The following is a 25,684-nucleotide window of genomic DNA, read 5'->3' on the forward strand; positions in this document are numbered from 1 at the left end:
GTCAGTCTTCCTGTTCTTCGAGTATTTCGTCCGCACCACTCGTATCGAGCGGCCGGGAAGCGGCGATAAGCCGGTCCGTCAGGATCAGCTTGGCATTGGCAACAAGGGCAAAGGGCACGGTGAACACCACGCCGTCGTCCTCTATGGAAATTGTCTGGCTCGCGGCATCAAATCCCTTGAGATCACCGCGATAACGCTTGCGTCCGTCAAGCAGTTCGGAAAGCTCGATCCGGGCTTCATGGCCGATCCAGGCCGCGAAGTCTTTCGGCCGGGTCAGCGGGCGATCGATGCCCGGCGAGGACACCTCGAGGCGATAGGCATCCGCGATCAGCACCTCGCCCTGCTCTTCCAACGCATCGAAACGGTCGGAAATGCGGTGCGAAAGCGCTGCACAATCCTCGATCACGAGCTGGCCGGTTTCCGGCCGCTCGGCCATCACCTGAAGCGTGTGCTCCTCGTCGCCGATCTCGCCGCCCTTGAAATAGGGCACGCGCACGAGATCAAAGCCAAGGGCCTTCGCCTCCGGTTCGATAACCTCGGTGATACGCGCAAGATCGGTCATGCAAGCTCCAACTGGCCGAATGGCAAAAGCAGGTCCGTGCCGGAACCAGATGGCCCCAGCCTGACCTTGCTTTCACAATGTCGGGATGAGGCGCAAATAGGCGCCTTGCCGGAAAATTGCAAGCTGCAATCGCCATCCCCGCATGGCTCTCGCCACTGCCAGATTACCCCATTGCGAATAATTGGGAATATTTGCCATTTTTCAGCATCTGAATTTGCCAAATTAACCCAGATGATCGCAGAAAAGCCCGGATTCCAGCCATTTTTCAAGTTTGGCACGCCCCATGCGTTTGGGTCGGCATAGGCCAGAACGGCTTGAACCACTTGCACATGAGGACCCGCACCATGACCGAATACACCAACCGCATCGCCGCCGCTCTCAGCGCATTCGCCCTCAGCCTCGCGCTCATCGCCGGAACCGTCAGCGTTCCCGCCACCCCGTCCGGCAATGCCGCGCCCGCAGCGCAAGGGCTGATCTGATGCGCGCCGTGCTCGGTCAGCTTGGCAGCGCTTTTGGCGCCCTTTCCCTCAGCCTCGCACTCATCGCAGGCACTGTCCACAACCCGGCCAGCCCCGGCCAGACCCCGGCAGCCCCTGCTGCCGCAATGCAGGAGATGATCTGATGTCCCAGCTTCGTTTTGATGATGCAGCCCCTCGGCCCCTCACCACCTCGCGCGGCTTCCGCCTCGACAAGGCGCGCGGCAAGCTCATGGGCGTCTGTGCCGGCATCGCCAACTATTTCAGCATCGATGTCACGCTCGTTCGTGTGGCCTTCGCCCTTGCCACCCTGCTCGGCCTCGGCTCGGCCCTGATCGTCTATGTCCTGATCGGCCTGATCGCGGACTGACCGGACGGCCGGGCAGGAAGCACGGCGCCCCTCTCGCAGGAAAGCGATCCCTGCGCCCACACAATGCCGGGGCGCAGGGGGCCTTGCACGGATCAGACCGAAGGCGCCTTGGCGAAGGGCGAGAAGTCGGTATCGGTGTCGAAAACGTCCGCCCCCTCGCGCCGCTTGAGCCATCCCACCACGATGTAGGTCAACGGCGTCAAGCCTGCCTCCCAGGCGACCTTCAGCGCCCAGTTCGTCACCATCACCGTCAGCACCTGATCGACCGTCCAGATGCCGAGGAAGGCGACCGGATAGAAGATGAGGCTGTCCACCGCCTGTCCGAACACGGTCGATCCGATCGTGCGGCTCCACAGATACTTGCCACCTGTCAGCACCTTCATGCGCGCCAGCACGAACGAATTGACGAACTCGCCCGCCCAGAAGGCTGCAACCGACGCAATCACGATTCGCCACGTCGATCCGAACACGCTTTCATAGGCCGCCTGCCCATCCCAGCCCGGCGCCGGGGGCATGGCCACGACCACGAAACTCATGAACGCCATGAAGACCATGGCGAAGAAGCCCATCCACACGCAGCGCCGCGCATTGGCATAGCCATAGACCTCGGTCAGCACATCGCCAATGACGTAGGACACGGGAAAGAAGAGGATCCCCGCGCCGAAGGTGAAGCCCCCTACCTGCGCCAGCTTGGACGCACCAATAAGGTTCGACAGCAGAAGGATGGCCACGAACGAGGCCATCACATAGTCGAAATAGCGAAAGTGGCGGCGCGCGCCCGAAGTGCCGTCGATGCGCGAAAGCTGGGGATCGGTCATGGCTGCACTTGCTAACCCGGTTTGCATGATCCGCAAAGGATGCTTATGGGGCATCCGGTGCGCGCCCGTAGCTCATCTGGATAGAGCGCGAGACTTCTAATCTTGAGGCAGCAGGTTCGAGTCCTGCCGGGCGCGCCATGTTCGCGGTATCATGGCGCAATTGCACCAAGCGCAGATCGGCTGGAATGCCTGATCTGCTTTACCTTCACGACAGATATCAAGAGAACACCAGCGTCTAGAGCCGCTCCTTCTTCAGCCGCAGCCCTGCCTTTTCGCGATCCCATGTATCGGGCGTGATGCCTTCGGCGCGCAGTTCGGCCTTCATGACCTTGGCGGTGGGCGTCTTGGGCAGTTCTGGCATGATGCGGATATAACGCGGCACCATGAAATAGGGCATTCTTGCCGCCAGAAACTCGGACAGTTCCACAGGGTCGATCTCGGCCCCAGGCACCGGCGCGATCACTGCCATGACCTCGTCTTCCGAATATTCGCTTGGCACACCGATGACGGCCGCCTCGCGCACATGGGGATGGGCCGTCACATCGCTTTCGACCTCGAACGAGGAGATGTTCTCCCCTCGTCTGCGGATTGCGTCCTTCACCCGGTCGACGAAATAGAAGTAACCTTCCTCGTCACGGCGGAAAGCGTCGCCGGTGTGGAACCAGCCATTGCGCCACGCGCGTGCCGTTGCTTCCGGGTTCTTGTGATAGCCGCTGTTCATGGCCCAGGGCCGATCCGTCCGCACGATCATCTCGCCAACGGCGCCCACCGCCACCTCGCAGTCATTGGCATCGACGAGCCGGACCTCGACCCCTGCGCGCACTTTGCCGCAGGTGCCAAGCCTGACCGGATTGGGTTCGGACACGATCGGAGAGGATATCTCGGTCATGTTGAAGATCGTGTAGACATCGATGCCGAAACGTTCATGGAACGGTCCGGCCGCCTCTGTCAGCGGCACCATGAACGCCTTGCGCACGCCGTGGCTGCGGTCTTCCGGTCCGGGCGGGCGCTTGATGAGGAATGTCGCCATTACGCCCAGCAGGAAGATCACCGTGCAGCCGGTGCGGCGCACGAAATCCCAGAACGTGTCGGTCGAAAAGTTCTCCATCAGGGCAATCGAGCCGCCACGCGCCAGCATGACGAAGGGAATGCCCAGCCCGCCGATGTGGAAAACCGGCATGTTCACGAGGAAGCGATCCTCGCCGGTCACGAAATGCCAGCTTTCCGGGCCGGCATTGGTATAGAGATGCAGGTAGGACGAAAGCACGCCCTTAGAAGGCCCGGTGGTGCCCGATGTGTAGATGATCGACTGGGTATCCCAAGGCTCGATCGGGGCGTCGAGCGGAGCAAGGTCCGCTTCCGCCCCATTCACCGTGGCAAAGGCGTGAACGGCGAAGTGGGCAGGAGCGGCCCCCTCGCCCACCTGGACGATCGTGTTCACCCCGGCGGTATCGATCCCTTCCAGTCGGTCAAGCAGGCCTCCATGGGCGACGAGAACACTGGCGTCCGAGTTCGCCAGAACGTGTTCGAGAATGGACCCGCGATAGGCTGTGTTGAACGGCACGAATACGCCGCCAAGGTAATTGATCGCGTAAAAGGTAATGAGTGCCTCGCGCCCGTTGGGAAGCCACACCGCGACGTGATCGCCGCGCTTCACGCCCAGCCTTTGCAGCCCGGCAGCCTTGCGCACGATCAGATCGCGCAGTTCCGAATAGGTCCACTGGCCGCCATCCTCGAACACGGCATAGACCGCGTCGGGCTGCGAAGCGGCATAATCATCAACAAGATAACGCAGCACGCACTTGCGGCGATCCAGAACGCGCGGATCGGCGTGGGACTTGTCATCAGGCATGGCCGCTTCCTTCCGGCTTGACCATCTTCTGCACCATGGTGATCGCGTCCATCACCACTTCGGTAGCCGACCAGCGCCCGCCCTCGTGATACCACAGCGCGATCCAGCTCAGCAGGCCGGAAATCCAGATTGCCGTGCGCGAGGGGTGCATGACGTCGAACTCGCCGCTGCGCTTGCCTCTTTCCAGCAAGGCCGCCAGCCGTGTGTCGAAAGCATGCCGAAGGTCGCGGATGCGCCTTGCATCATCGGGATGGAGCGACTTTTCCTCGCGCAGATAGACCGTCACGTAGCGCTGGTTCTCGATGATGATCCGCGCAACGCGCTCAACCACGATCTTTAGCTGCTCGCTTGCCGAACCTTCGACGCTAAGCGCTTCCTCCAGCGCAGTCAGCGAAAGGCGGATGCCCGTCTGGCAGATCTCGTAAAGCAGTTCACCCTTGTTCTTGTAATACGAATAGATGAACGGCTTGGTCACGTTAAGCTGCTCGGCCACGGAATCCAGTGTCGTCGCCTCGTATCCCTTGGCGAAGAAAAAGTGGCTGGCTTCCTCAAGTATCCTGCGCCGCTTGTAGGCGGTGATCTCGTCCTTGAGCTGGGCTGCCGCGCGCTTTTTTCTGGGCTTTTCCATGAAGTCCGCAATGTCGATGATGTCGGCCGCGTTCTGCATCAGCCCATCGCGGTCCGCAAGATTTCCATCACATCGTCGGCGGTCCGGATCGGGCGCGGATTGGTGCGTCCCCAGATGTCCTCCAGCGTATATTCCGAAACGAGCTTCAGCTTGTCCTCGCCGACGCCGACCTCCTTCAGACTGCGCGGCATCCCCAGCCCGCGTATCAGCTTGTCCAGCAGTTCGGACGCCGGCCGCGACGCATCGCCCAGACAGGCGCTGATGCGCTTCTGCCGTTCGGCATTGACCGGAAGGTTGAACGCCTGAACAAACGGCGACATCACGCACGAAGTGTAGCCATGCGGAACATCGCAAGTGCCGCCGAGGACATGACCGATGGCATGGCTTGCCCCCATGGGCACGCCGCCGATGATCGGGATCATCGATTGCCAAGCGCCGATCTGGCACTTGAGCCGGGCATCAAGATTGCCCGGATCGGCCTTAACCGCTGGCAGGCCCTCGGCCAGAAGCCGGAGCGCGCTATCGGCAATACCGTCACAGAAATCGTTCGACAGGAACGATGCCAGCGTTTCCGTTGCATGATCGACCGAGCGCACGCCGGTTGAAAGCCATAGCCATTCGGGAGTGTGCACGGTGATCGCCGGATCAAGCACGACGCAGACGGGAACCATGTCACGCTGGGTGTAGGCCTGCTTGAGCTTGATCGCCTCATCCGTCGCGCCCGAAAGCGGATTGAACTCTCCGCCCGAAAGCGTGGTGGGCACGCAGATGGCGCGCACGTCCGGCCCGGCAAAATCGGGAATGATCATGGCTCCGGCTTCGTCGACACGCACGCGATAGTCGTCAAACTGTTCGATCGTGGTGATGTTGTGCTTGAGGCAAATCAGCAGGATCTTGCCCGCATCCGTCACGGAACCGCCGCCGACGGTCACGACCAGATCGGCACCGGCAGCGCGCGCCGCATTTGCCGCTGCCAGCACATCTCTGCGCGGGGCATGGGGCTGGATACCATCATGCGTGGCGGCATGACGATCGCCAAGTGCGGCTTCGATCCGGCGGATTTCGTCGGTATGCCGGTTGAGGAAGCTGCTCGCCAAGATGAACACGCGCCGCGCCGCGCGTGCGGCTGCTTCCTGCGCAACTGCTTCTGCTGCCGGCACACCCAAGGTGACGCGTTCGGTTGCCGTGAGGATGACCTGTGAGGCCGTGACCATTGCCGCTCTCCCACCACTTGCTTTGCTTATACTGATTGGTAGCAATTTTAGAATGTGGGTCAATTAAAGATTTGTCTTGCGATGAAACCGTCCGCAGCGTCCCTGCGAAACGTAGCGCTGGACGCTCATGCGCGGTCTTCACGCCAGCCGACGACGCAGCACAGCGAATATGCTTCAGGCTCCATCGGGCACCACCACCAGCTTCCCGCCCCGGCCCCGCCGCGAAAGCGCAAGAAAGGCGTCCTTCGTCCGGGAAAGCGGATATGATGCAATCGGCGGCGCTGGCAGTTCGCCGCTTTCGCAACGCCGGAGAAGGTGCGAAAGGCGCGATCTGAAGTTCGCGCTGTCGCCCTCGGCAAAATGGCGAACGTCAACGCCCACAAGCGCCGCGTTCTTGAGGAGGGCAAGGTTGACCGGCAGCGCCGGTATCCCTCCCGCTGCAAAGCCCACCACCAGATGCCTTCCGTCCTTGGCCAGCGAACGAAAGGCTGGCTCGGTGTAGTCGCCGCCAAGGGGGTCCACCACCAGATCGGGCGCCGCGCCATCAAGAACCGTGCGCAGCTGCGCGCGCCAATCGGCCTGAGACAGATCGACAGTGGCATGCGCTCCGCGCGCCATGGCAGGTTCGCGCCGTTCCGCACCCGATACGCCGGCGATCACCCGCGCGCCCTCCGCCTTCGCAATCGCCATGGCGGCACCGCCAACCCCGCCATTGGCCCCCAGCACGAACACGGTTTCACCGGTCCGCAAGGCGCCCCGCACGTTCAGCGCATAGTCTGCCGTGGCATAATCAAGCAGGACAGAAGCCGCGGTCGCAGCGCTCAATCCTTCGGGAACGGCAACGAGCGAGGCCGAAGGCACCACGCAGTAATCCGCCAACCCTCCGCCCATCAGCCATGCAGCAGCTTTCTGGCCGGGCATCCATGATGCAACGCCATCTCCCACGGCATCGACTGTTCCGGCAATTTCGCCGCCCGGAACGAAGGGCAAGGGCGGCTTCCACTGGTATTTTCCCGAAATCAGCAAGCCATCGACAAAGCCGAGACCTGCCGCGCCCACCCGCAAGCGCACTTCGCCGGGGCCGGGTTCGGGCAGCGGTGCCTGCTCCTCAATCTCCAGCGCATTGATGCCGTCCAGCGCGTTGATGACCACACGCTTCACGCGGCATCATCCCACGCAGCATGGAGCGAGGTCAGGCCCCGGAACAGGAAATTGTCCCGCCACTGCGCGCTGGCCGTATCGACCCGCATGTGCGGCAATTCGCGCGCGAGATGTTCGAAAGCCACCCGCGTCTCGATCCGTGCCAGTTCTGCCCCCACGCAGAAATGGATACCGCCGCCAAATGTCAGGTGCTCGGCATCGGTGCGCCCGATATCGAAGGTATCGGGATCGGCAAACTTGCGCGGATCGCGGTTCGCCGCGCCGATCAGCGTCAGAACCCGCTCTCCCGCACGCACGGGATGGCCACAGATCGCGGTATCGGCAAGCGCGGTGCGATAAGTGGCGATGAGCGAACTTTGATGGCGCAGCGCTTCCTCGCAAGCCCCCGGCGCCATTTCCGCCGGATCAGCCACCAGCCGCGCCCACTGCGCAGGGTGCGCGTGCAACGCATGAAGTCCGTTGCCAATGATGTTCGCGGTGGTCTCGAAGCCCGCGCCGAACAGGCCGATGGCCACGGTGATCGCCTCGTGCACTGAAAGCCCGCCCGGTTCCTGCCCGGTGCGCGCCAGCGCGGTCAGCAGGTCATCGCGCGGATGGGCGAGCCGGTCGGCGAACTGGGCTTCGAAGAACGCCTCAAGCTCGCCAATCCGCCGGTTGGCCAGCGCCAGCTCTTCCGGGCTGAGGATGCGCGCCTCGAAAACCGTGAAGGCCTCTGGAATCGCGGCAATAAGGTCTGCCATTTCAGGCGCTTCGTAATCGATGCCCATGAGATCGCAGATGACCATGACCGGGAACTTGTAGGCAAACCCCGTAATGAGATCGATCGCCCCTTGTGCCCTGAAGCCGTCAGTCAGTTCGGCGGCAATCTCGCGGATGCGCGGCTCCATGGCGCGCACCCGCTTTGCCGTCAGCGAACCAACCACCAGATTACGGATGCGCGTGTGCTGGGGCGGATCCTGCATGATGAAAACTTCGGACAGCCAGCGATAGGCCGGATTGGCCAGCACATCGAAATCAGGCCCGTAGAACAGCCGCAGATTTGCGGCGAAGTCTCCGGTGCCGAAATCCCTTCGGTTCATCAGCACATCGCGCACATGTTCGTGGCGGGAAACCACCCAGTAGCCGTATTTCGACCAATGGAACGGATCGTGTTCCCGCAGGGCGGCGAAGGTTGTCCAGGGATCGGGGATCAGTGCCGGGTCCGAGGTATCGAGCGGCACAATTGCAGCTTGTGGTTCCATGCAACTCCTCTCCCCCGGCAAGATCAGGTTCGGATCAGGCGGCGCGCCCGGCCTTGTCCTCCAGCGTTCCTGTAAAGACCAGATCGTCCGGGTTTGCCTCGCGCGTCATTCTCCAGAAGGCATCATTGCGCCACGGCGTGATCGCCACCACGCGCCCGCGCGAATTGCGATACCAGTTTGTCGCCCCCGGATGGGTCCAGACCAGCTTTTCGTGTGCGGCATCGATCTTCGCCTTGTAATCGGCATAGACCTCTTCCTGCACTTCGACCGCTTCGGCGCCGGACCGCGCCAGCGCCTCGATAACGCGCATCGCGTAGTGCGCCTGGTTCTCGATGTTGCGGATCATGCTGCCGCCATGGCCAGAGCCGACATTGGGGCCAAGCAGGATGAAGAAATTGGGAAATCCGGGGACCAGCGTGCCCAGATAGGCCGCCGCGTTGTCGCCTTCCCAGAAGGCATGAAGATCGCGGCCATCCCGTCCGATCACGTCGTAAGAGCCAAGGACATTGGCGGCCTGGAACCCCGTGGCAAGGATCAGCACGTCGGCCTCGGTCTCGGACCCGTCCTGTGCGACCAGCGTTGATCCCCGCACCTCGGCCAGCCTTTGCGGCACCAGCTTCACATGGGGCTTGCGCAAAGTGCGATACCAGCCGTTGTCGAGCAGCATCCGCTTGGCAAAGGGCGGATAGTCGGGAAGCACCAGCGGCAGCAGATCCTGCCGCTCGCCAAGCTCCTCGCGGACATAGCGCGTGAAGAACTCGCGGTGCCCGTCGTTGATGGCATTGACCGCGCGGTCGGGCGCGGGCCATTCGGGATCACGGAAAAGGGTGCCGTGAACGCGGTCGTTGAACGTCCACGAAAGCCGCTGCTCCACCCATGCCCGGTAAAGCGGCACGGCCTGCATGAGATAGCGAACGCCCACCGGAACCGGCTTGCGGAACTGCGGGAATGGCGCGGCCCATTGCTTGGACCGGGCAAACAGGGTCAGCTCGGCAACGTCGTCGGCAATGGCCGGAACAACCTGCATTGCCGAAGCGCCATTGCCCACCACGGCGACACGCTTGCCCTTGAGATCAATATCCTGCGGCCAGTCGCTGGTGTGGACGACCCTGCCTGCAAAACCCGAAAGGCCCTTGATATCGGGCACCAACGGCATGTTGAGGATGCCGACCGCGCTCATCACGATGTCGGCGTGGTGAACTTCATGCGTTCCATCGGCAAGCCGCACCGTAACCTGCCACTGGTTGCGATCCGCCAGCCACTCTGCACGCTCTACCTTGGTGCTGAAGCGGACGCGGTCATAAAGCCCCGTCTCTCTCGCCGTTTCGAGGAGGTAGTTCTCGATCTCGTCACGCAAGGGGAAGAAGGCCGACCAGTCATTCGGACGGAACGAGAAGGTATAGGTAAGGTTGGGCGTATCGACACCGCAGCCCGGATAACGGTTCTCCCACCAGGTCCCGCCGAACTCGGCATTCTTCTCGAAGATCACATGTTCGATGCCCATTTCCCGAAGCCGCACTGCGGCCACCATGCCCGAAATACCTGCCCCGATAATGATTGCCTTCAGCGGTCTTGCCAGACGGGCAGGCTCCGGCACGGGATCGAAGTGCATGGTCGCGGCGATGATGTCGCCATATTCGGCGGGCACCGGTTCGGTCATGGCAACAGCGAGCATCGCCGCCAGATCGGCATTGGCCGGACGTGGCAGCGCCGGTTCGCGGCCATCGATCCACGCGGTGATCGCATCCCACGCAGCATCGCGGATCTGCGCCTGCACCTCATCGGGCAGACCGCCGGTGTCGTTGTCGTCCAGCCCCTTGCCGCGCTGCGGAGCATAAGGCGGCTCAAGATACCGCCTGTCGCCGGTAAGCTGGACCAGAACCATCAGCAGCGCGGGAATGTTCGCCTCGTTCACACCCTGCCGCAGCAGCACGCGATCGATGGCCTCTGGCGCAAAGGGACGGTCGGTGATCTTCGGAGCGTTCATGTCATTCCTTGCCGGTCGCGATCAGGCATTATTCCACCGGGATAATACCACTCATAAGAAATATCTACTCATCAGTATTCAAAGTCAATCGCGCATGAGTGCCATTTCCCCAATCGTCCAGCCGCACTGACGGATATGCCAATTTCGGCCGTCAAAGCGTGGGATCGTGAAAAACGGCGATGCAAGGCCCGTGGAGATGACCGCTTCGCTGCGGCTGGATGCGTCCCCTGCGGTTGCCACACTTTCTGGATACGCTCTGGTATAATTTCCAACCAATGGTAAGACGCGCGCAGGACCGCGCTGGATCACAAACGCTTCAGGCAGATGCGCGGCGCACATGGGAGACGCACATTGATGGACACCGCCGGGCCTCCTTCTCGATCCAGCCATTCCGCCCGATCCAGCGAATGCGATTGCGAGGATGCTGGCGCGATGCCCGATGCCGCACCCGCCAAGGGGCCGCTTGCCGGAATCCGCGTTCTGGAACTGGCAGGGCTTGGCCCCACGCCCTTCGGCGCAATGGTGCTGGCCGACTTCGGCGCGCAAGTCGTGCGGGTCGAACGCCTTGACCACACGTCGGTGGCTGGCGGCGATGAACGCTACAACTATCTCAACCGCAACCGCCGGGCGATCGCGCTGGACCTGAAGGCCGAGCAAGGGCTGGCTTTTGCCCGCAAGCTGGCTTCGCACGCCGATGTGCTGATCGAAGGCTTCAGGCCCGGCACGATGGAGCGGCTGGGCCTTGGCCCTGCTGATCTCATGGAAGACAACCCGCGCCTGATCTACGCCCGCATGACCGGCTGGGGCCAGACCGGTCCGCTTGCACAGGCGGCCGGGCACGACATCAACTATCTTGCGATGACCGGCGCCCTTTATCTGATTGGACAGCCCGACCGCCCCCCCCAACCTCCGCTCAACCTTGTCGGAAACTTCGGCGGCGGCGGCATGACGATGGTGGCCGGAATCCTTGCCGCACTTGTCGAACGCGGCACGAGCGGCCGGGGGCAGGTGATCGATGCCGCCATGATCGACGGCGCATCGCTGCTGATGACGCAAGTCTTCGCCTGGTCGCGCATGGGCATCTGGCGGCAGGGGCGCGGCGGCAACCTGCTCGACGGCAGCGCCTATTTCTATCGGTGCTACGAAACGGCAGACGGTCGCCACATCGCTGTCGGCGCTCTCGAACCGCAGTTCCACGCGCTGTTTGTCAAGACCATCGGGCTTGATCCGTCCGACTATGCCGATCACCTCAACCCCGCGCATTGGGAAGAACGCGGGGCCACGGTTGCCGCCATCATCCGCACCCGGACGCGCGATGAGTGGATAGCGGCGTTTCAGGGAATCGACGCCTGCGTCAGCCCGGTGCTCTCGCCGCAGGAAGCCCTGAGCCATCCCGCCAACATCGAACGCGGCGTCCATGTCGGCCCGGATGATGCCCGCCAGCCCGCCCCTGCACCGCGTCTTTCACGCACGCCCGGTGCATTGCAGGCAATGCCCTCGCTGCCGGGCGAAGGTGGGATGGCCGCGCTGGAGCAATGGGAACTCGAAAGTGCAGAGATTGACGCCCTTGCGTCGGCCGGCCTGCTTGTCGCTGGTTGAAGGGGAAGGCTGAAACGGTTCAGGCTTTTCCGGCCGCCTCGCGCGCCAGAACCTTCCTGATGAGATCGGCGTAAACCTCCGGTTCCTGCGCGCCGGGCACGATCAGCTTGCCGTTGATGACCACGGCGGGAACCCCGGTCACGTTCCAGTCCCACGCCTGCCGCTCGCCAGCCGTGACCATCGCGTCGATTTCGGGGTCGATCATCGCCTTCAGGGCATCGATGCGTGGCAATCCCGCGGTTTCTGCAATTTCCGCCAGAACTTCCGGGTCAGAGACATTGCGCCGTGCCTGAAAGTGCGCATCGAACAGCGCGCGCTTCAACCGCATCTGCCGCTCAGGGCCGAAATCGCGCAGCGCCCAGGTCAGCAGCCGATGCGCGAGCCGGGTATTCCACATCATGGCGGGCGGCGCCTCACCCTCTCCGGCATAGTCGAAGGAATAGCCCGCCCGCTGTGCCGCAGCCTTCAACGCTTCGCGCACGCCCGCTGATTGCTGGGGCGTGCGGCCATACTTGCGCTGGATGTGCGCGCCCTGCTCCTCGCCCTCCTCCGGCATGTCGGGGTTCAGCTCGAACGGGTGAAAGCGCACCTTTGCCGACACTTCGTCCGCCATCGCGGCAAGCGCCCGGTCAAGCTGCCTGAGGCCGATCGCGCACCACGGACACATCACGTCAGACCAGATATCGAGCGTCACTTGCGCCGGAGCGCGCAAGGCCCCGGCGCTCATTGGGCCAGCCACCATTTGAGCAGGTGATGCGCAATTGCGAAGGGCGGCGGCGCGATGAAGGCTGCATCCTCGGCGCCGGTCATGGCATGGCGCACTTCCTCGCGCGTGAACCAGTGCGCATCGTCCAGTTCCGTGGTGTCGATGGTCAGCGCCTTGTCGGTGGCATAGGCATGGCAGGCGATCATCAGCGAGGACGGGAACGGCCAGGGCTGGCTGGCGACATAGCGCACCTCGCCCACCTTCACGCCTGCCTCCTCCAGAACCTCGCGCCGCACGGCATCCTCCAGCCCTTCACCCGGCTCGACGAAACCGGCCAGCGCCGAATAGCGCCGCGGCGGAAAGCGCGGCTGGCGGCCCAGCAGCAGTTCGCCATCGCATTCCACCGTCATGATCGTGACCGGATCGACACGGGGGTAATGCTCTGCCTTGCACAACTCGTTCGTGCACAGGCGCTGCCAGCCGCCCTTCACCAGCCGCGTGGGGGCGCTGCACATGGCACAGAAACGATGCCGCGCGTGCCAGTCCACCAGGCTGCGTGCACCGCCATAGATCGCCAGATCGGCCGCTGAAAGCGTGCTCATGGCCGCCCACAACCGGGGATTGGGCGGCGCAACGCTGCCCACGATGCGCGGAGTCACTTCGGCAAAGCATCCACGTCCATCATCGGCAAGTCCAAGGAACACCATTTCCGCTTCGGGGTCGGCATCGGCCAGCGTGCCCCATTGCAGCCCGCCGTCCGGCGCAATCACCGGATCGATGCCATCCAGCTTCAGCAGCCTTGCCCGCCAGTTCATCAAGCTGGCCAGCCGGTCGGGATCGGCGCGCACGTGGTCGGCCCGGTCAAGCCCGCCACCACCAAAGGCAAATGCGGGGGGTGTCATCACGCTATCCATCAGGCTGCGGCCTTTCTCGTCATCACATCGGCCAGCACGGCCTTGGGAAACTCGCTGTGCACCGGATAGGCTTCCGATGGCATGTATTGCGTATAGCACCCGGCCCGCAGCCCGATGCGGAAGTTGACGAAGCCCACGGTCCCGGCCGCCCCCGCCCAGCCATAGGTTCCCGCATCATCGCCAAGGCCCACTGATCCGCCCGCACCGAACCCGCTACCGCGAATGAACGCGCGAGACAGATCGGTGCCTTCCGGCAAGAGATTGCTTGTCCCCAGCCGCACGGCTGCCTCGCTCATCACCTGCCGCCCTTCAATCGTGCCGTATCCCAGCAGCATCCGCTGGAACCGGTCATAGTCGCGCGGACTGGAAACCAGACCGGAACCGCCGAACGGCCAGGGCGGTGATTCGAGATAGACCGAAGCGGGCGCCGGATCGATCGGCACCAGCACGCCCCCCACCACGCCATAGTTGGTGGAAAGCCGCCCCGCCTCTGCTTCGGGCACACGAAACCAGGTTGATGTCATCCCGCAGGGCGCAAAGATCCGCTCGTCCAGAAAAGCATCGAACGGCTTGCCCGATGCCACCTCGATCACCCGGCCCAGAAGATCGAGGCCAACGGAATAGCTCCAGGTCGATCCCGGCTCGTAAACCAGGGGCATCGTGGCAAGGACATCGGCAAACTCGGCCAGACTGCGCAGTGGCTTTGGTGCGTCGACTCCGGGCACGCGCACGCGGCTGGCCTGCCCCGGCACCAGACCGGCACGGATGTAGGCGTCCTTGATCGGCCCTTTCTGGATGATCGAATAGCCAAGCCCCGCCGTATGAGTCAGCAGGTGCCGGACCGTAATCTGCGCACGCGCAGGCCGCAGATCGGTGAGCGATCCATCGGGCACGGCCTGCACCATCATCTTCGCGTAGGCGGGCAGAAGATCGGAAATCGGCTGGTCCAGCCGCAGCTTGCCCTCGTCGACCAGCATCATGGCAGCCATGCCGGTGATCGGCTTGGTCATGGAATAGATGCGGAACAGGCTGTCCATGCCAACCGGCTGGGGTGCCCCGCGCGCCAGCGATCCGCGCGCGATGCCGAGCGGCGCCTCGCCTGCGCCCCATCCGATCGAGGCGATCATCCCTGCCAGCCGCCCGGTTCCCACATACCGTTCCAGCATTGCCGTGACCGCCGGAAAGCGGGCCTCGGCCGCAGCGCTGGCCAGGGCCATGTGCGGCAGTGCTGCCGTTCCGGCCAGCGCGCCCAGCGAACCCAGCAGTCTTCTGCGCGTCACCATAATGTGCGCCATCTTTCAGTCTGTCCTCTCATTGTTGGTTCTTGCCGCAAGCGCCAACCGCGCGGCCTTGGCAAAAACGGTGGGCAGACCTGCCGCCTCGATCTCGGCAAGCGGCCACCACTCGGCACCCGGCAGACTAACCGCTTGTGGCGCTTCGCCAAGCAGCAATTGCAGTTCCAGATCAAAGTGCGTGAATGAATGCCGCACAATCCCGCCCGGCTTCCACGCTCCTTCCAGCGTGGCCGCACCATCCTGACGGGCCGACCAATGATCGTCGGGCAAGGCGCGCATGCCGCCCAGCATTCCGCGCCCCGGCCTGCGCACCAGCAGGACCCGCCCATCCTCCTCGATCCAGTAGGCCCGGCCCTGTCGCACCGGCTTGGGCTTCTTCGCCGCCTTCACCGGCAGGCGTTCGGGCGCGCCATCGGCATGGCCACGACACGCCGCCCTGATCGGGCACAGCATGCAGCGCGGGCTGCGCGCGGTGCAGATCGTGGCGCCAAGGTCCATCATGGCCTGCGCAAAATCGCCCGCGCGGGTTTCCGGCGTGATCTGACCTGCGGCAAAGCGGATGGCTGCCCTGCCAGCAGGCAGTGGTTCATCAACGCCGAACAGACGCGCCACCACGCGCTCCACGTTGGCGTCCACCACCACCGCGCGCCGTCCAAAGGCAATCGCCGCCACTGCGGCTGCGGTATATTCGCCAAGGCCGGGAAGCGCGCGCAACGCCTCCTCGGTATCGGGAAAGGCCCCGCCCATGGCCGCAACCGCCCTTGCGCAGGCCAGCAGATTACGCGCGCGGGCATAATAGCCAAGACCCGCCCACGCCGCCATGACTTCGGCATCGTCCGCCGCGGCCAGATCATTCACCGTGGGCCAGCGCTCGGTAAACCTTGCAAAATATGGTCCCACCGCCGCCACGGTGGTCTGTTGCAGCATCACTTCGGAAAGCCACACGCGATAGGGATCGGGCGACAACCCGGTTCTTGCCCTGTCGGCAGGAAGCGTGCGCCACGGCAGCCGTCGCGCGTGCACATCATACCATGACAGCAACCGGGGGGCGATTGCCTCTGGCCGCATCATGGCGTGATCGCGCTTTGCGTGCGTATCCACGGCATCCTCTCTGGCTTGCATGGCTTACCTATGGCATGGCGCTTGGCAGGATGAAAAGCACCCCTTCGGACGCGGACAGGAACACCACACAACGGCCGCGCAAGGCCGCGCGTGTCGCCACGCAGCCTGCCGCAAGACCCTATGAACGGCCGCGCGGCGGCGAGGCGCGCCAGATTGCAGACCTCATGCCCGCCATCGGGCGCACGGCGTTTCGTCGCTTCGGCTTCGTGCAGTCCAGCGTGGTCACGCGGTGGCCGGAAATCGTGGGTGAACGCCACGCGCGCCACTGCATGCCGGAATCGATCCGCTTCCCGCCGGGCGAAAAGTCCGAAGGCATCCTGCAACTGGTTGTCAGCCCGGCCCATGCCCCGCTGATCCAGCACGTGATCCCGGAAATCATCGACCGGGTAAACCGCTTCTTCGGCTACAACGCGGTGGCGCGCATAAAGCTGCGGCAAGGCGCGGTTCATGCGCCGCGCCCCAAGGATGGTCCGCGCACCGCGCCCCCATCGCTCAAACCGATTCCGATGGAACTTGGGGATTCGCTGCGCGATATCGGCGATCCCGAACTGCGCGCCGTACTCGAATCGCTGGCGCGCAGTCTCGACAGCGCAACCGGGGGAAAGAACCAGTCATGATCCGCAAGATCGCCATCATCACCTTTGCTGCTGCGGCGCTGATCTGTTCGGGCACGGGCGCGGCCCAGCCGGCGCGCAAGCCCCTGCCCAATGCCGGGGCGCGTCCCAACTGGAACGCCACGGTCACGACCACGCCCGAAGGAAACCGGGTGCTCGGCAATCCTGCGGCAGCGCTGCGCCTTGTTGAGTATGTCAGCTACACCTGCCCGCACTGCGCCCAGTTCGAGATCGAATCCGAAGGCGAACTGAAGCTGGGCATGGTCGGCCCCGGCAAGGGCGCAATCGAGATTCGCAACTTCGTGCGCGATCCGGTGGACATGACCGTGGCCCTCATCACCAATTGCGCGCCCGCCAATCGCTTCTTCACCCTGCACACGGCCTTCATGCGCGCGCAGTCGACATGGATCCAGCCGCTGGCCAACTCTACCGAAGCCCAGCGCCAGCGCTGGAGCACCGGTCCCTTCGCCAGCCGCACCCGTGCGATTGCCGCCGATTTCAGGTTCTACGAGTTCATGGCCGCACGCGGCATGGACCGGCCCGCGCTCGACCGCTGCCTTGGCAACGAGTCGCTGGCAAAGCGCCTGGCCGAACAGACGCAGCAGGCGGTGGACAGGCAGGGCGTCACCGGAACGCCCAGCTTCATGCTAGACGGAATCCTGCTGGCCGGAACGCACAACTGGGCCACGCTTCGTCCGCAGCTCATGGCCCGCACGAAATAGCACCGCGCACATGCCTGCGGGGCAGACTTTCTGCCCTGCCCCTTCAATCCGGCCCGACAATCCGCTAGCGTCCGCGCCGCACCTGCCAAATCACGGGATTATCCAGACGATGAAGTTCGCCCGCGCTCTCCTGCTTGCTACCCTGCCGCTCACCCTCGGCCTTGCCGCGTGCGACAAGAAGGACGCCGCCACCAGCCAGACCGTCTCGGCTGAACCAATTGCCCGGATTGCGCCGCCCGCAGGCAAATCGTGGACCGAAACTTTCATGGCAACGCCCGAAGGCGGCTACCTGATGGGCAACCCGGATGCCCCGATCAAGCTGATCGAGTTCGGGGCGCTTTCATGCTCGCACTGTGCGGAGTTTTCGGAAAAAGGCTTCCCGGCGCTGCGCGATGAATACATCGCATCGGGCCGCGTGTCGTTCGAGCTGCGCCTGTTCCTGCTCAATGCGCTCGATATGCCCTCGGTCCTGCTCGCCACCTGCAGCACGCCCGAAGCGGTGATCCCGCTGGCTGAACAGTTCTGGGGCTGGCAGCCCAACATGTTCAAGAATCTCCAGCAGAACGAAGCGGCCTTCCAGCAGGTTGCCAACCTGCCGCCCGAAAAGCGCTTTGGCGGCATCGCGCAGGTTTCCGGAATGACCGAGTTTTTCGCCTCGCGCGGGGTTGCGGCGGCGCAGGGCGCGTCCTGCCTTGCCGACAGCGACCGCGCGACCAAGCTGGCCAACCTCAACGAGCAGTGGGGCAAGGAGTACGACATCACCGGCACCCCCACTTTCTTCCTCAATGGCAACAAGACCGGCGTTGCGACCTGGGCCGAGCTTGAACCCATGCTCCAGAAGGCCGGCGCTCGCTAAGCGGCCGGGAAGCGTGGCCGGGGAACGCTGAAGATGCATTTCAAGCGCTTGAAACTCACCGGTTTCAAGAGCTTCGTCGAGCCTGCCGAACTGCGCATCGAACCGGGGCTGACCGGAGTTGTCGGTCCCAATGGCTGCGGAAAGTCGAACCTGCTCGAAGCGATCCGCTGGGTCATGGGCGAAAGCTCGGCCAAATCGCTGCGCGGCGGCGGCATGGAAGACGTGATCTTCGCAGGCACCGCCACCCGCCCCGCGCGGGCCTTTGCCGAAGTCATGCTCACGGCCGAGACCGATCCGGCCGGTCCCTTCGGGGGCGAACTGGAAGTGGTGCGGCGCATCGAACGCGGTGCAGGCAGCGCCTATCGCGTCAATGGCCGCGACGTGCGGGCCAAGGACGTGGCGCTGGTCTTTGCCGATGCCGCAACCGGTGCGCACAGCCCGGCACTGGTCAGTCAGGGCCGCATTGCCGCTGTCATCGCCGCCAAGCCCACCGAACGGCGCATGATGCTGGAAGAAGCGGCAGGCATTGCCGGGCTGCATGTGCGGCGGCGCGATGCCGAACAGAAGCTGCGCGCAACCGAAGCCAATCTCGCCCGGCTTGAAGACATGCTTTCCGGCCTTGAAAGCCAGATCGCCAGCCTGCGTCGTCAGGCCCGCGCGGCTGAGCGCTACAAGGCGGTCAGCGAAAAGATCCGCCTTGCCGAGGCACGGCTCGTCTTTGCCCGCTGGCGCGATGCTGCTGTCGCCGCCGATGCCGCGCGCAAGCAGGCCAGCGCCGCAGAGGATGCGGTCAAGGCCGCTGCCTTGCTGGCAAACGAAGCGCAGTCCGCGCAGCACAAGGCCGCAGCCGCCCTTGCCGAGGCGCGCGACGAACTGTTCGATCGCCGTCAGGATGCTGCCGCGCACGGCCAGCGCATGGCCTCGCTCAGCGCGCAGCTCGAAGCGGCAGAACAGCGTGTGGCCGACATCGAGCGCCAGCTTGCCCGGATCGAACAGGACCGCGCCAGCGCCGACCGGCTGACCGAGGATGCCGCCGCCGCCATGGCCCGGCTCGAACAGGATCTTGCCGCTGCCGAAGCCGCTCTGGCAACGCAGACCGCACGTCGTCCGATCCTGTCTGCCGCTGCCGAGGATGCCGATCGTGCGGCCCGCGCCGCAGAACTTGCCCTTGCCCAGCGCGTGGCCGAACAGGCCGGGATCGAGGCCGAATGGCGCGTGGCCGAAGCCGCCGTCGCCGCTGCCCGGCAGCGCCTGCTTCGCCTCGACGCCGAGGCCGAGCGGCTATCCCGGCAGGCAAGTGCCCTTTCCGGCGAAGCTGATCCGGCTGCCCGCATCGCCGAAGCCGAAGCCCAGCGCGCCGATGCCGCCGCCGCCACCGCCGCCGCCACCGCACAGCGCGCCGAACTTGCCCGGCAACGCGAAGCGCTTTCTGCCGAGCGTGACCGTGCAGGCAATGCACTGGCCGAAGCCCGCGCCGAACTTTCCGGCGTGGAGCGCGAAGCCGAAGCGCTCGCGCGTGACAAGGCCGCCCGCGACAAGGCCCGCGCGGCCAAGGGCCTCAGCCAGACCGCTATTGCCCAGTGCCGCGCCAATCCGGGATTTGAGCGCGCGCTTGCCGCCGTTCTGGGCCGCGATGCCGCGGCTGCGACCGGGCCCGCCCCCGCCGATACCGAAGGCCGCTTCTGGACCGGCGCACCCGCTCCGGCGCCGCTGGCCGATTCGCTTGCGCACCATATCCCCCAATGCCCGCCTGAACTGGCCGCCCGCCTTGCGCTGGTGCGCGTCGCGCCTGCCGATGAAGGACAGGCGCTCAACCCCGGCGAGTGGCTGGTGACGCAAGCGGGAAGGCTGCGGCGCTGGGACGGCTTCGTGGCACGGGGCGAAGGTGCGGCCGAAGCCGCCGCCCTCGAATCGGATAACCGGCTGGCCGAACTCCAGGCTCTGCTGCCAGATCGGCAGGCGGCCGTGCATGGCGCGCAGGCTGCACTCGAAACTGTCTCCCGAAGCCTTGCCACGGTTTCCGCCGCGCTTGGCGAACAGGAAAGGACGCTGTCCAGCGCCGCCGATGCCGAACGCTCTGCCCTGCGCGCGCTCGATGCGGCAGAGGCCGCGCGCGCAAGGCTGGAACAGAAGCGGCAGGAAATTGCCTTGGCCGAGGCCGATCTTGCCGAGCAGCGCCACAACGCCGAAAGCGAACTTCAGGCGGCGGAGGATGCCCGCGCCACCCTGCCCGATCCCAACGGTGGGCGCGCTGCACTGGACGCTGCGCGCGCACGCAACGATGCTGCCCGCACTGCGCTGCAGGCCGCAGTCGCCGCCGTGGCTTCGCTTGAGCAGCAGATCTCGGCCGAAAAGGAGCGTGTCGCGAGCCTGAAAGGCGACATTCGCGCATGGCAGGCCCGCGCGGGCGATGCCGCCAAGCGTCTTGCCGAAATGACCGGACGACGCGAAGAACTGGAGGCAGAACGCGCAATCTGCGCGGAGAAGCCAAAGGGCCTGATCGCCGAGATCGAGCAGGGAGAGAGCATTCGCGCCCGCCTTGCCAGCGATCTGGCCGCTGCCGAGGCCGCGCTGGCGCGCGCCGAAAGCACTGCAAAACAGGCAGATAGCGCACTTTCTTCAGCCAACGAGGCGCTGGCCACCGCGCGCGAGACACGTGCCGGCGCCGTCGCCCGCGCCGAGAACGAGGACGCCCGGCGACAGGAAATGGCGGGAATATCGGGCGAGCGCTTCCAGTGCCCGCCACCGCTCCTGCCCGAACGCTTCGATTTTGCCAGTGCCGAGATTGGCACCGCTGGCGCGGAATCAGCCGCTATGGACCGCCTTGCGGCAGAGCGCGAACGGATTGGCCCGGTCAATCTGGTGGCCGCAGACGAACTCGCCGAAGCCGAGGAACGGCACGGCACCAGCATTGCCGAACAGGCCGAACTTACCGAAGCGGTGCACCGGCTCCGAGGCTCCATCGGCAATCTCAACCGCGAAGGGCGCGAGCGTCTGCGCGCGGCCTTCGAGGCAGTGGACGGTCACTTCCGCCGCCTCTTTGCGCGGCTGTTCGGCGGCGGTGAAGCCCACCTGGCGCTGGTGGACAGCGACGATCCGCTTGAAGCGGGCCTAGAAATCTTCGCACAACCGCCGGGCAAGCGCCTGCAATCGCTCACACTTCTTTCAGGCGGAGAGCAGGCGTTGACCGCGGTGGCGCTGATCTTCGCGCTTTTCCTCACCAACCCTGCGCCGATCTGCGTGCTGGACGAGGTGGATGCGCCGCTTGATGATGCCAACATCGAACGCTTCTGCGATCTGCTCGACGCCATGGTCGCGGAGACGAGCACGCGCTATCTCATCGTCACGCACAATGCCGTGACGATGAGCCGGATGCACCGTTTGTTCGGTGTCACCATGGTTGAACGCGGTGTCTCCCGGCTGGTCAGCGTGGACCTTGGCGGGGCGGTGGAACTGCTTGAAGCCGCAGGCTGACGAGAAGGCAAACGCCCATGGTCGCCCCTGCCCCGCTAACGCCGCAGCAGCTTTCCGCCTATCTTGCCCGCATCGGCTTTTCCGCCACCCCGCGACTCGATTCGGAAACCTTGCACGCGCTGGTGCAGGCGCATGTGCAGTCCATCCCTTTCGAGAACATCGACGTGCAATTGGGCCGCACGCTGACCACCGATCAGGATGCCGCCTTTGCCAAGCTGGTCGAAGCGCGCCGTGGCGGCTGGTGCTACGAACACAACGGACTGCTGGCAGCGGCACTTATGGCCATTGGCTTCGAGGTCATGCGCGTGAGCGGGGCGGTGATGCGGCAGGTTCGCGGCGAAGCAGCCATGGGCACGCATCTGTGCCTGCTGGTCGCGTGCGATGGCACGTGGCTGGTTGATGTCGGCTTCGGAAGCTGGATTGCCTCGCCCGTGCCCCTCAGGCAAGGCTGCTGGATGCAGGCACCCTTGCCGGTCGCGCTCTCGCGCACGGATGACGACCTGTGGCGGCTGACTGTGACCCCCGGCGAGACTATGATGAGTTATGACTTCGCCGCAGAACCGGCGAACGAAGGCCAGCTTTCGGCGCTATGCCGTTGGCAATGCACCGATCCTTCCTCGGTCTTCGTGCAGAATCTCAGCATCCAGCGCCGCCATGCCGATACCTTGCTGATGCTGCGCGGCAAGGTCCTGAGCAGGATCACCCCCGGGGGAGAAACCCGGCATGAACTGGCTGATGCCAATGACCTGATCGCTTGCCTCAGGCGCGACTTCGGCCTTGATCTTCCGGAGGCGGCAGGGCTGTGGCCTGCCATCTGCGCACGGCACGAAGCGCTCTTCGGCGGTCAGGCAGCGCCCACCACATAGCAGGCTGCTGCCATCAGAAGCCCGGCAAAACGGTTCGACCGGAACTTTGCCAGAGCATCGCCCCCGTCCTCGCGCAGCGTGACAACCTGCCAGCCCAGATGCAGCGCCACCGGCAGCAGCGCCGCCATGGCCACGGGATCGGGCCGCACCAGCCATACCGCACCACTCCACCCCGTCAGCGCCAGCGCATAGAGCGCACCCACACCCGCGCGCACATGCCTTCCGAACGACAGCGCGGATGACCCGATGCCCACCAGAGCGTCGTCCTCGCGGTCCTGAAGGGCGTAGATCGTGTCATAGGCCATGCACCATGCCCAGCAGCCGGCATAGAGCGCGACGAGCGGAGCAAGCCGCTCAAGGCCGGCAGCCTCGACCCATCCCACCGGCGCGCCCCATGTAAAGACAAGGCCCAGCCACGCCTGCGGCCAACCGGTGATGCGCTTCATGAAGGGATAGATGGCCACCAGCGCAAGGCTGCCCAGCGCAACAAGCTGCGCTTCCCGCCGCAGTTGCAGCAGGACCAGAAGTCCCACCGCGCACAGCGCAAGCAGCCATCCCCACGCCGCGCGCTTGCTCACCGCACCGCTGGCGATTGGCCGGGCGGCCGTGCGGGCAACTCTGGCATCAAGATCGGCATCGACGATATCGTTATAGACGCAGCCCGCTCCGCGCATGGCGATGGCGCCCAGCAGCATCCATGCCAGCACGCTCAAGCGAGTGGTTCCTCCGCCAAGAAAGAGGCCCCAGGCGCAGGGCCAGAACAGCAGCCACCAGCCAATCGGCCGGTCAAACCGCGCCAGCAGCGCGAAATTGCGCCATGGCTGGGGCAGACGGGCAACAAGGCCCCTGTGCTCGCTGTCGGGAACGATGGCACCGGTTGCGGTCTCGATCATGCCGGCCAGCCTTACCGCACCGGGCAATTTGCGCTAGGGGCGAAATCATGTCTGCCCCGCACATGCCAGCCGTTCCTGCATGGCCGCCCAAATCGGCGCCGCGCCTCTTCGTCGATACGCCGCTGACGGAAGGGCTGATGCTCGGCATCACGGGGGGACAGGCGCATTATCTGGCAAAGGTCATGCGGATCAGCCCCGGCGATGCGGTGATCCTGTGCGATGACCAGACCGGCGAATGGCTTTCGCAAGTTACCGAAACCGGCAAGCGCGATGTTCTGCTGGCAGTGGAACACCTGCTGCGCCCGCGCGAGGCGGTGCCCGATTTCCAGCTGTGCGCTGCACTTATCAAGAAGCCGAACTTCGATCTGGTTCTGGAGAAAGCAACCGAACTGGGCGTGGCCGGGATTGTCCCGGTTATCACCCGGCGCTGCGTGGCCGACAAGCTGAACCCCGAACGGGCCCGCACGATCGTGGTGGAAGCGGCAGAGCAATGCGCGCGCACTGCCCTGCCCGCCATTGACGAGGCAGTGAAGCTCGACGCCTTGCTGAAGGGCTGGCCGCAAGGCCGCATCCTGTTTTTTGCCGATGAGAACGGCGGCATGCCCGCGGCCGAAGCCTTCGCCGCAAATCGCGGACCGGCTGCGCTGCTGGTCGGACCGGAAGGCGGATTTGACGAGGCGGAGCGCGCCGCCATCCGCGCGCACGGTGCGGCGGTTCCGATCGGCCTCGGCCCGCGCATCCTGCGCGCCGAAACGGCCGCGATTGCCGCAATGGCGCTGTGGATGGGGCTGAACGGCGACTGGCCGGGCGGCTGATCGCCGGGTGCCGTTGCGGCGGTGCGCGACATTTCTTGCTGGCGTGCAATATCATGTGCCAAGAATTGCACTGGCATAAACCTGTCTGACGGATTAACTGCGCGGGCATGAGCACGCGGCAAGTTTCAGATCGCAACGATCCCGTCATCGAAAGCCGCGACATGCTTGTCGCGCCCATGCAGAAGGGCGAAAAGCCTCAGGCGCGCTGGCGCATCGGGACCGAGCACGAGAAGTTCGTCTATCGCAAGGATGATCGGCGCGCGCCGTCCTATGCCGAGCCCGGCGGAATCCGTGATCTGCTGCTGGCACTTGGCGATTATGGCTGGTCCCCGATCATGGAGGGCGACAATGTGATCGCCATGTCCGGTCCGGATGGCACGGTGAGCCTTGAACCGGCGGGCCAGCTTGAACTTTCCGGCGCGCCGCTGGAAAACCTGCACCAGACCTGCGCCGAAACCGGGCGCCATCTTGCCCAGGTCAAGACCATCGGCGACCGGCTCGGCCTTGCTTATCTCGGCCTTGGCCTCTGGCCCGACAAGACCCGCGAAGAACTGCCGATCATGCCCAAGGGCCGCTATGACATCATGCTGCGGCACATGCCGCGCGTGGGTTCGATGGGCCTCGACATGATGTTGCGCACCTGCACGATCCAGACCAACCTCGATTATTCGAGCGAGGCCGACATGGTGCAGAAGTTCCGCGTCAGCCTTGCCTTGCAACCGCTGGCAACGGCGCTGTTCGCCAATTCGCCCTTCCTTGAAGGCAAGCCCAACGGTTTTCTGTCCTATCGCAGCCATATCTGGACCGATACCGATCCGGCGCGCACCGGAATGCTCTCGTTCGTGTTCGAGGATGGCTTCGGCTACGAACGCTATGTCGACTACATGCTCGACGTGCCGATGTATTTCGTGTTTCGCGACGGCAAGTATATCGACGCGGCCGGGCTTTCGTTCCGCGATTTCCTTGATGGCAAACTGTCCGTCCTGCCCGGCGAGAAACCGACACTGGCCGACTGGAACGACCATCTTTCCACCGCCTTTCCCGAAGTGCGGCTCAAATCCTTCCTTGAGATGCGCGGCGCGGATGGCGGACCGTGGAGCCGGATCTGCGCGCTGCCCGCGCTGTGGGTGGGCCTGCTGTACGATCAGGGCGCGCTTGATGCCGCGTGGGATCTGGTCAAAGGCTGGGACATGGAAGGGCGCGAACGCCTGCGCGCCGAAGTGCCGAAGCTGGGCCTTGATGCCCCGCTGCCCGATTCGTTCAGCGGGGGCGGCGGAACGCTGCGCGATATTGCAGGCAAAGTGCTGGAGATTGCGCGCAGCGGCCTTTCGGCGCGCGCCCGGCTCAACGATGCGGGCGACAATGAAACCGGCTATCTCCAGCCGCTCGATGAAATCGTGGCAACCGGCAAGGTTCCGGCGCAGCGCCTGCTCGATCTCTACAACGGCCCATGGGGTGGCGATCTTTCGCAGGTTTACGGCGAAAAGAGCTTCTGACCG

General features: G+C 64.5%; 25 protein-coding genes and 1 tRNA gene. 12 read left to right on the top strand and 14 right to left on the bottom strand.

What is annotated here, in order from left to right; all coding sequences use genetic code 11:
- Position 1: 1 nt before the first annotated feature.
- Both rimP and DKM43_RS16320 read right to left on the bottom strand, forming a co-directional pair.
- Entirely contained in the window at positions 2-562 is a 561-nt protein-coding gene (rimP, locus tag DKM43_RS00445) for a ribosome maturation protein RimP (protein WP_109796529.1), read from the bottom strand.
- The gene (locus DKM43_RS16320; RefSeq protein WP_145960448.1) at positions 559-885 is read right to left on the bottom strand and encodes a hypothetical protein; all 327 of its coding nucleotides are present in this window, start codon (positions 883-885) and stop codon (positions 559-561) included. Before DKM43_RS16320 ends, rimP begins: the two co-directional genes overlap by 4 nt.
- A 6-nt stretch (positions 886-891) precedes the next feature.
- On the opposite strand from DKM43_RS16320, the gene DKM43_RS16410 reads away from it, so the two are divergent.
- The 3 genes from DKM43_RS16410 to DKM43_RS00450 are packed head-to-tail and all read left to right on the top strand — an operon-like array spanning position 892 to position 1,408.
- Positions 892-1,041, top strand: coding sequence for a hypothetical protein (locus DKM43_RS16410; protein ID WP_161554007.1), 150 nt, complete (start codon positions 892-894; stop codon positions 1,039-1,041).
- Entirely contained in the window at positions 1,041-1,184 is a 144-nt protein-coding gene (locus DKM43_RS16415; protein WP_161554008.1) for a hypothetical protein, read from the top strand. Before DKM43_RS16410 ends, DKM43_RS16415 begins: the two co-directional genes overlap by 1 nt.
- Positions 1,184-1,408: a PspC domain-containing protein gene (locus tag DKM43_RS00450; RefSeq protein ID WP_109796530.1), complete on the top strand. Its 225-nt coding sequence runs from the start codon at positions 1,184-1,186 to the stop codon at positions 1,406-1,408. Before DKM43_RS16415 ends, DKM43_RS00450 begins: the two co-directional genes overlap by 1 nt.
- A 92-nt stretch (positions 1,409-1,500) precedes the next feature.
- Here the strand turns inward: DKM43_RS00450 and DKM43_RS00455 are convergent, their stop codons facing one another.
- Positions 1,501-2,226: a queuosine precursor transporter gene (locus DKM43_RS00455; protein WP_109796531.1), complete on the bottom strand. Its 726-nt coding sequence runs from the start codon at positions 2,224-2,226 to the stop codon at positions 1,501-1,503.
- A gap of 61 nt (positions 2,227-2,287) precedes the next feature.
- Between DKM43_RS00455 and DKM43_RS00460 the strand changes: the two genes are divergently transcribed.
- Positions 2,288-2,364: transfer RNA gene (locus DKM43_RS00460), tRNA-Arg, on the top strand.
- A 97-nt stretch (positions 2,365-2,461) separates the two neighbouring features.
- On the opposite strand, the gene DKM43_RS00465 is transcribed toward DKM43_RS00460, so the two are convergent.
- The 6 genes from DKM43_RS00465 to DKM43_RS00490 form a co-directional block, all read right to left on the bottom strand.
- Positions 2,462-4,078, bottom strand: coding sequence for an AMP-binding protein (locus DKM43_RS00465; RefSeq protein WP_109796532.1), 1,617 nt, complete (start codon positions 4,076-4,078; stop codon positions 2,462-2,464).
- Positions 4,071-4,745: a TetR/AcrR family transcriptional regulator gene (locus DKM43_RS00470; protein WP_109796533.1), complete on the bottom strand. Its 675-nt coding sequence runs from the start codon at positions 4,743-4,745 to the stop codon at positions 4,071-4,073. The genes DKM43_RS00465 and DKM43_RS00470 overlap by 8 nt, the downstream gene beginning before the upstream one ends.
- Complete coding sequence (locus DKM43_RS00475; RefSeq protein ID WP_109796534.1) at positions 4,745-5,920, bottom strand: iron-containing alcohol dehydrogenase; 1,176 nt, start codon at positions 5,918-5,920, stop codon at positions 4,745-4,747. Before DKM43_RS00475 ends, DKM43_RS00470 begins: the two co-directional genes overlap by 1 nt.
- A 174-nt stretch (positions 5,921-6,094) precedes the next feature.
- A complete protein-coding gene (locus DKM43_RS00480; RefSeq protein ID WP_109796535.1) occupies positions 6,095-7,081 on the bottom strand; it encodes an NADPH:quinone oxidoreductase family protein in 987 nt (328 codons plus the stop codon).
- Positions 7,078-8,322, bottom strand: a complete 1,245-nt coding sequence (locus DKM43_RS00485) for a cytochrome P450 (RefSeq protein ID WP_109796536.1) — start codon at positions 8,320-8,322, stop codon at positions 7,078-7,080. Before DKM43_RS00485 ends, DKM43_RS00480 begins: the two co-directional genes overlap by 4 nt.
- A 34-nt stretch (positions 8,323-8,356) precedes the next feature.
- Positions 8,357-10,309, bottom strand: coding sequence for a flavin-containing monooxygenase (locus DKM43_RS00490; protein ID WP_109796537.1), 1,953 nt, complete (start codon positions 10,307-10,309; stop codon positions 8,357-8,359).
- 432 nt (positions 10,310-10,741) lie between these two features.
- On the opposite strand from DKM43_RS00490, the gene DKM43_RS00495 reads away from it, so the two are divergent.
- Complete coding sequence (locus DKM43_RS00495) at positions 10,742-11,908, top strand: CaiB/BaiF CoA transferase family protein (RefSeq protein ID WP_109796538.1); 1,167 nt, start codon at positions 10,742-10,744, stop codon at positions 11,906-11,908.
- Positions 11,909-11,927: 19 nt separating this feature from the next.
- Here the strand turns inward: DKM43_RS00495 and DKM43_RS00500 are convergent, their stop codons facing one another.
- The 4 genes from DKM43_RS00500 to DKM43_RS00515 are packed head-to-tail and all read right to left on the bottom strand — an operon-like array spanning position 11,928 to position 15,894.
- Positions 11,928-12,635 carry a DsbA family oxidoreductase gene (locus DKM43_RS00500; RefSeq protein WP_109796539.1) on the bottom strand — a complete coding sequence of 236 codons (708 nt, stop codon included), beginning with the start codon at positions 12,633-12,635 and terminating at the stop codon, positions 11,928-11,930.
- Positions 12,632-13,516: an NAD(+) diphosphatase gene (gene nudC / locus DKM43_RS00505; protein WP_109797000.1), complete on the bottom strand. Its 885-nt coding sequence runs from the start codon at positions 13,514-13,516 to the stop codon at positions 12,632-12,634. The genes DKM43_RS00500 and nudC overlap by 4 nt, the downstream gene beginning before the upstream one ends.
- A gap of 11 nt (positions 13,517-13,527) precedes the next feature.
- Positions 13,528-14,823: a serine hydrolase domain-containing protein gene (locus DKM43_RS00510; RefSeq protein WP_109796540.1), complete on the bottom strand. Its 1,296-nt coding sequence runs from the start codon at positions 14,821-14,823 to the stop codon at positions 13,528-13,530.
- 3 nt (positions 14,824-14,826) lie between these two features.
- The gene (locus tag DKM43_RS00515) at positions 14,827-15,894 is read right to left on the bottom strand and encodes an A/G-specific adenine glycosylase (RefSeq protein WP_109797001.1); all 1,068 of its coding nucleotides are present in this window, start codon (positions 15,892-15,894) and stop codon (positions 14,827-14,829) included.
- A gap of 80 nt (positions 15,895-15,974) precedes the next feature.
- Between DKM43_RS00515 and DKM43_RS00520 the strand changes: the two genes are divergently transcribed.
- The 5 genes from DKM43_RS00520 to DKM43_RS00540 all read left to right on the top strand — a co-directional run bounded on the left by DKM43_RS00520 (position 15,975) and on the right by DKM43_RS00540 (position 22,477).
- Complete coding sequence (locus DKM43_RS00520) at positions 15,975-16,562, top strand: DUF721 domain-containing protein (RefSeq protein WP_109797002.1); 588 nt, start codon at positions 15,975-15,977, stop codon at positions 16,560-16,562.
- Positions 16,559-17,281 carry a DsbA family protein gene (locus tag DKM43_RS00525; RefSeq protein ID WP_109796541.1) on the top strand — a complete coding sequence of 241 codons (723 nt, stop codon included), beginning with the start codon at positions 16,559-16,561 and terminating at the stop codon, positions 17,279-17,281. The genes DKM43_RS00520 and DKM43_RS00525 overlap by 4 nt, the downstream gene beginning before the upstream one ends.
- 109 nt (positions 17,282-17,390) lie before the next feature.
- The gene (locus DKM43_RS00530; RefSeq protein WP_109796542.1) at positions 17,391-18,137 is read left to right on the top strand and encodes a DsbA family protein; all 747 of its coding nucleotides are present in this window, start codon (positions 17,391-17,393) and stop codon (positions 18,135-18,137) included.
- A 33-nt stretch (positions 18,138-18,170) separates the two neighbouring features.
- Complete coding sequence (locus DKM43_RS00535; protein ID WP_109796543.1) at positions 18,171-21,611, top strand: chromosome segregation SMC family protein; 3,441 nt, start codon at positions 18,171-18,173, stop codon at positions 21,609-21,611.
- Between the two features lie 17 nt (positions 21,612-21,628).
- Entirely contained in the window at positions 21,629-22,477 is an 849-nt protein-coding gene (locus tag DKM43_RS00540) for an arylamine N-acetyltransferase family protein (protein WP_109796544.1), read from the top strand.
- Here DKM43_RS00540 and ubiA read toward each other — a convergent pair.
- Positions 22,456-23,370, bottom strand: coding sequence for a 4-hydroxybenzoate octaprenyltransferase (gene ubiA / locus DKM43_RS00545; protein WP_109796545.1), 915 nt, complete (start codon positions 23,368-23,370; stop codon positions 22,456-22,458). The genes DKM43_RS00540 and ubiA overlap by 22 nt on opposite strands.
- Positions 23,371-23,432: 62 nt before the next feature.
- Here ubiA and DKM43_RS00550 point away from each other — a divergent pair, with 62 nt between their 5' ends.
- Together DKM43_RS00550 and DKM43_RS00555 are read left to right on the top strand one after the other, a co-directional pair.
- A complete protein-coding gene (locus DKM43_RS00550; protein WP_109796546.1) occupies positions 23,433-24,185 on the top strand; it encodes a 16S rRNA (uracil(1498)-N(3))-methyltransferase in 753 nt (250 codons plus the stop codon).
- 107 nt (positions 24,186-24,292) lie between these two features.
- Complete coding sequence (locus tag DKM43_RS00555; RefSeq protein WP_109796547.1) at positions 24,293-25,681, top strand: glutamate--cysteine ligase; 1,389 nt, start codon at positions 24,293-24,295, stop codon at positions 25,679-25,681.
- Positions 25,682-25,684 lie beyond the last annotated feature (3 nt).

Source organism: Novosphingobium meiothermophilum (assembly GCF_003171715.1).
GTDB classification, from domain to species: Bacteria; Pseudomonadota; Alphaproteobacteria; order Sphingomonadales; family Sphingomonadaceae; genus Novosphingobium; species Novosphingobium meiothermophilum.

Bases quoted from the DNA above. Each gene is read 5' to 3' on its own strand.
- rimP (WP_109796529.1), bottom strand. From the start codon at position 562: ATGACCGATCTTGCGCGTATCACCGAGGTTATCGAACCGGAGGCGAAG.
- DKM43_RS16410 (WP_161554007.1), top strand. From the start codon at position 892: ATGAGGACCCGCACCATGACCGAATACACCAACCGCATCGCCGCCGCT.
- DKM43_RS16415 (WP_161554008.1), top strand. From the start codon at position 1,041: ATGCGCGCCGTGCTCGGTCAGCTTGGCAGCGCTTTTGGCGCCCTTTCC.
- DKM43_RS00450 (WP_109796530.1), top strand. From the start codon at position 1,184: ATGTCCCAGCTTCGTTTTGATGATGCAGCCCCTCGGCCCCTCACCACC.
- DKM43_RS00455 (WP_109796531.1), bottom strand. From the start codon at position 2,226: ATGACCGATCCCCAGCTTTCGCGCATCGACGGCACTTCGGGCGCGCGC.
- DKM43_RS00465 (WP_109796532.1), bottom strand. From the start codon at position 4,078: ATGCCTGATGACAAGTCCCACGCCGATCCGCGCGTTCTGGATCGCCGC.
- DKM43_RS00470 (WP_109796533.1), bottom strand. From the start codon at position 4,745: ATGCAGAACGCGGCCGACATCATCGACATTGCGGACTTCATGGAAAAG.
- DKM43_RS00475 (WP_109796534.1), bottom strand. From the start codon at position 5,920: ATGGTCACGGCCTCACAGGTCATCCTCACGGCAACCGAACGCGTCACC.
- DKM43_RS00485 (WP_109796536.1), bottom strand. From the start codon at position 8,322: ATGGAACCACAAGCTGCAATTGTGCCGCTCGATACCTCGGACCCGGCA.
- DKM43_RS00490 (WP_109796537.1), bottom strand. From the start codon at position 10,309: ATGAACGCTCCGAAGATCACCGACCGTCCCTTTGCGCCAGAGGCCATC.
- DKM43_RS00495 (WP_109796538.1), top strand. From the start codon at position 10,742: ATGCCCGATGCCGCACCCGCCAAGGGGCCGCTTGCCGGAATCCGCGTT.
- DKM43_RS00500 (WP_109796539.1), bottom strand. From the start codon at position 12,635: ATGAGCGCCGGGGCCTTGCGCGCTCCGGCGCAAGTGACGCTCGATATC.
- nudC (WP_109797000.1), bottom strand. From the start codon at position 13,516: ATGACACCCCCCGCATTTGCCTTTGGTGGTGGCGGGCTTGACCGGGCC.
- DKM43_RS00510 (WP_109796540.1), bottom strand. From the start codon at position 14,823: ATGGCGCACATTATGGTGACGCGCAGAAGACTGCTGGGTTCGCTGGGC.
- DKM43_RS00515 (WP_109797001.1), bottom strand. From the start codon at position 15,894: ATGATGCGGCCAGAGGCAATCGCCCCCCGGTTGCTGTCATGGTATGAT.
- DKM43_RS00520 (WP_109797002.1), top strand. From the start codon at position 15,975: ATGAAAAGCACCCCTTCGGACGCGGACAGGAACACCACACAACGGCCG.
- DKM43_RS00525 (WP_109796541.1), top strand. From the start codon at position 16,559: ATGATCCGCAAGATCGCCATCATCACCTTTGCTGCTGCGGCGCTGATC.
- DKM43_RS00530 (WP_109796542.1), top strand. From the start codon at position 17,391: ATGAAGTTCGCCCGCGCTCTCCTGCTTGCTACCCTGCCGCTCACCCTC.
- DKM43_RS00535 (WP_109796543.1), top strand. From the start codon at position 18,171: ATGCATTTCAAGCGCTTGAAACTCACCGGTTTCAAGAGCTTCGTCGAG.
- DKM43_RS00540 (WP_109796544.1), top strand. From the start codon at position 21,629: ATGGTCGCCCCTGCCCCGCTAACGCCGCAGCAGCTTTCCGCCTATCTT.
- ubiA (WP_109796545.1), bottom strand. From the start codon at position 23,370: ATGATCGAGACCGCAACCGGTGCCATCGTTCCCGACAGCGAGCACAGG.
- DKM43_RS00550 (WP_109796546.1), top strand. From the start codon at position 23,433: ATGCCAGCCGTTCCTGCATGGCCGCCCAAATCGGCGCCGCGCCTCTTC.
- DKM43_RS00555 (WP_109796547.1), top strand. From the start codon at position 24,293: ATGAGCACGCGGCAAGTTTCAGATCGCAACGATCCCGTCATCGAAAGC.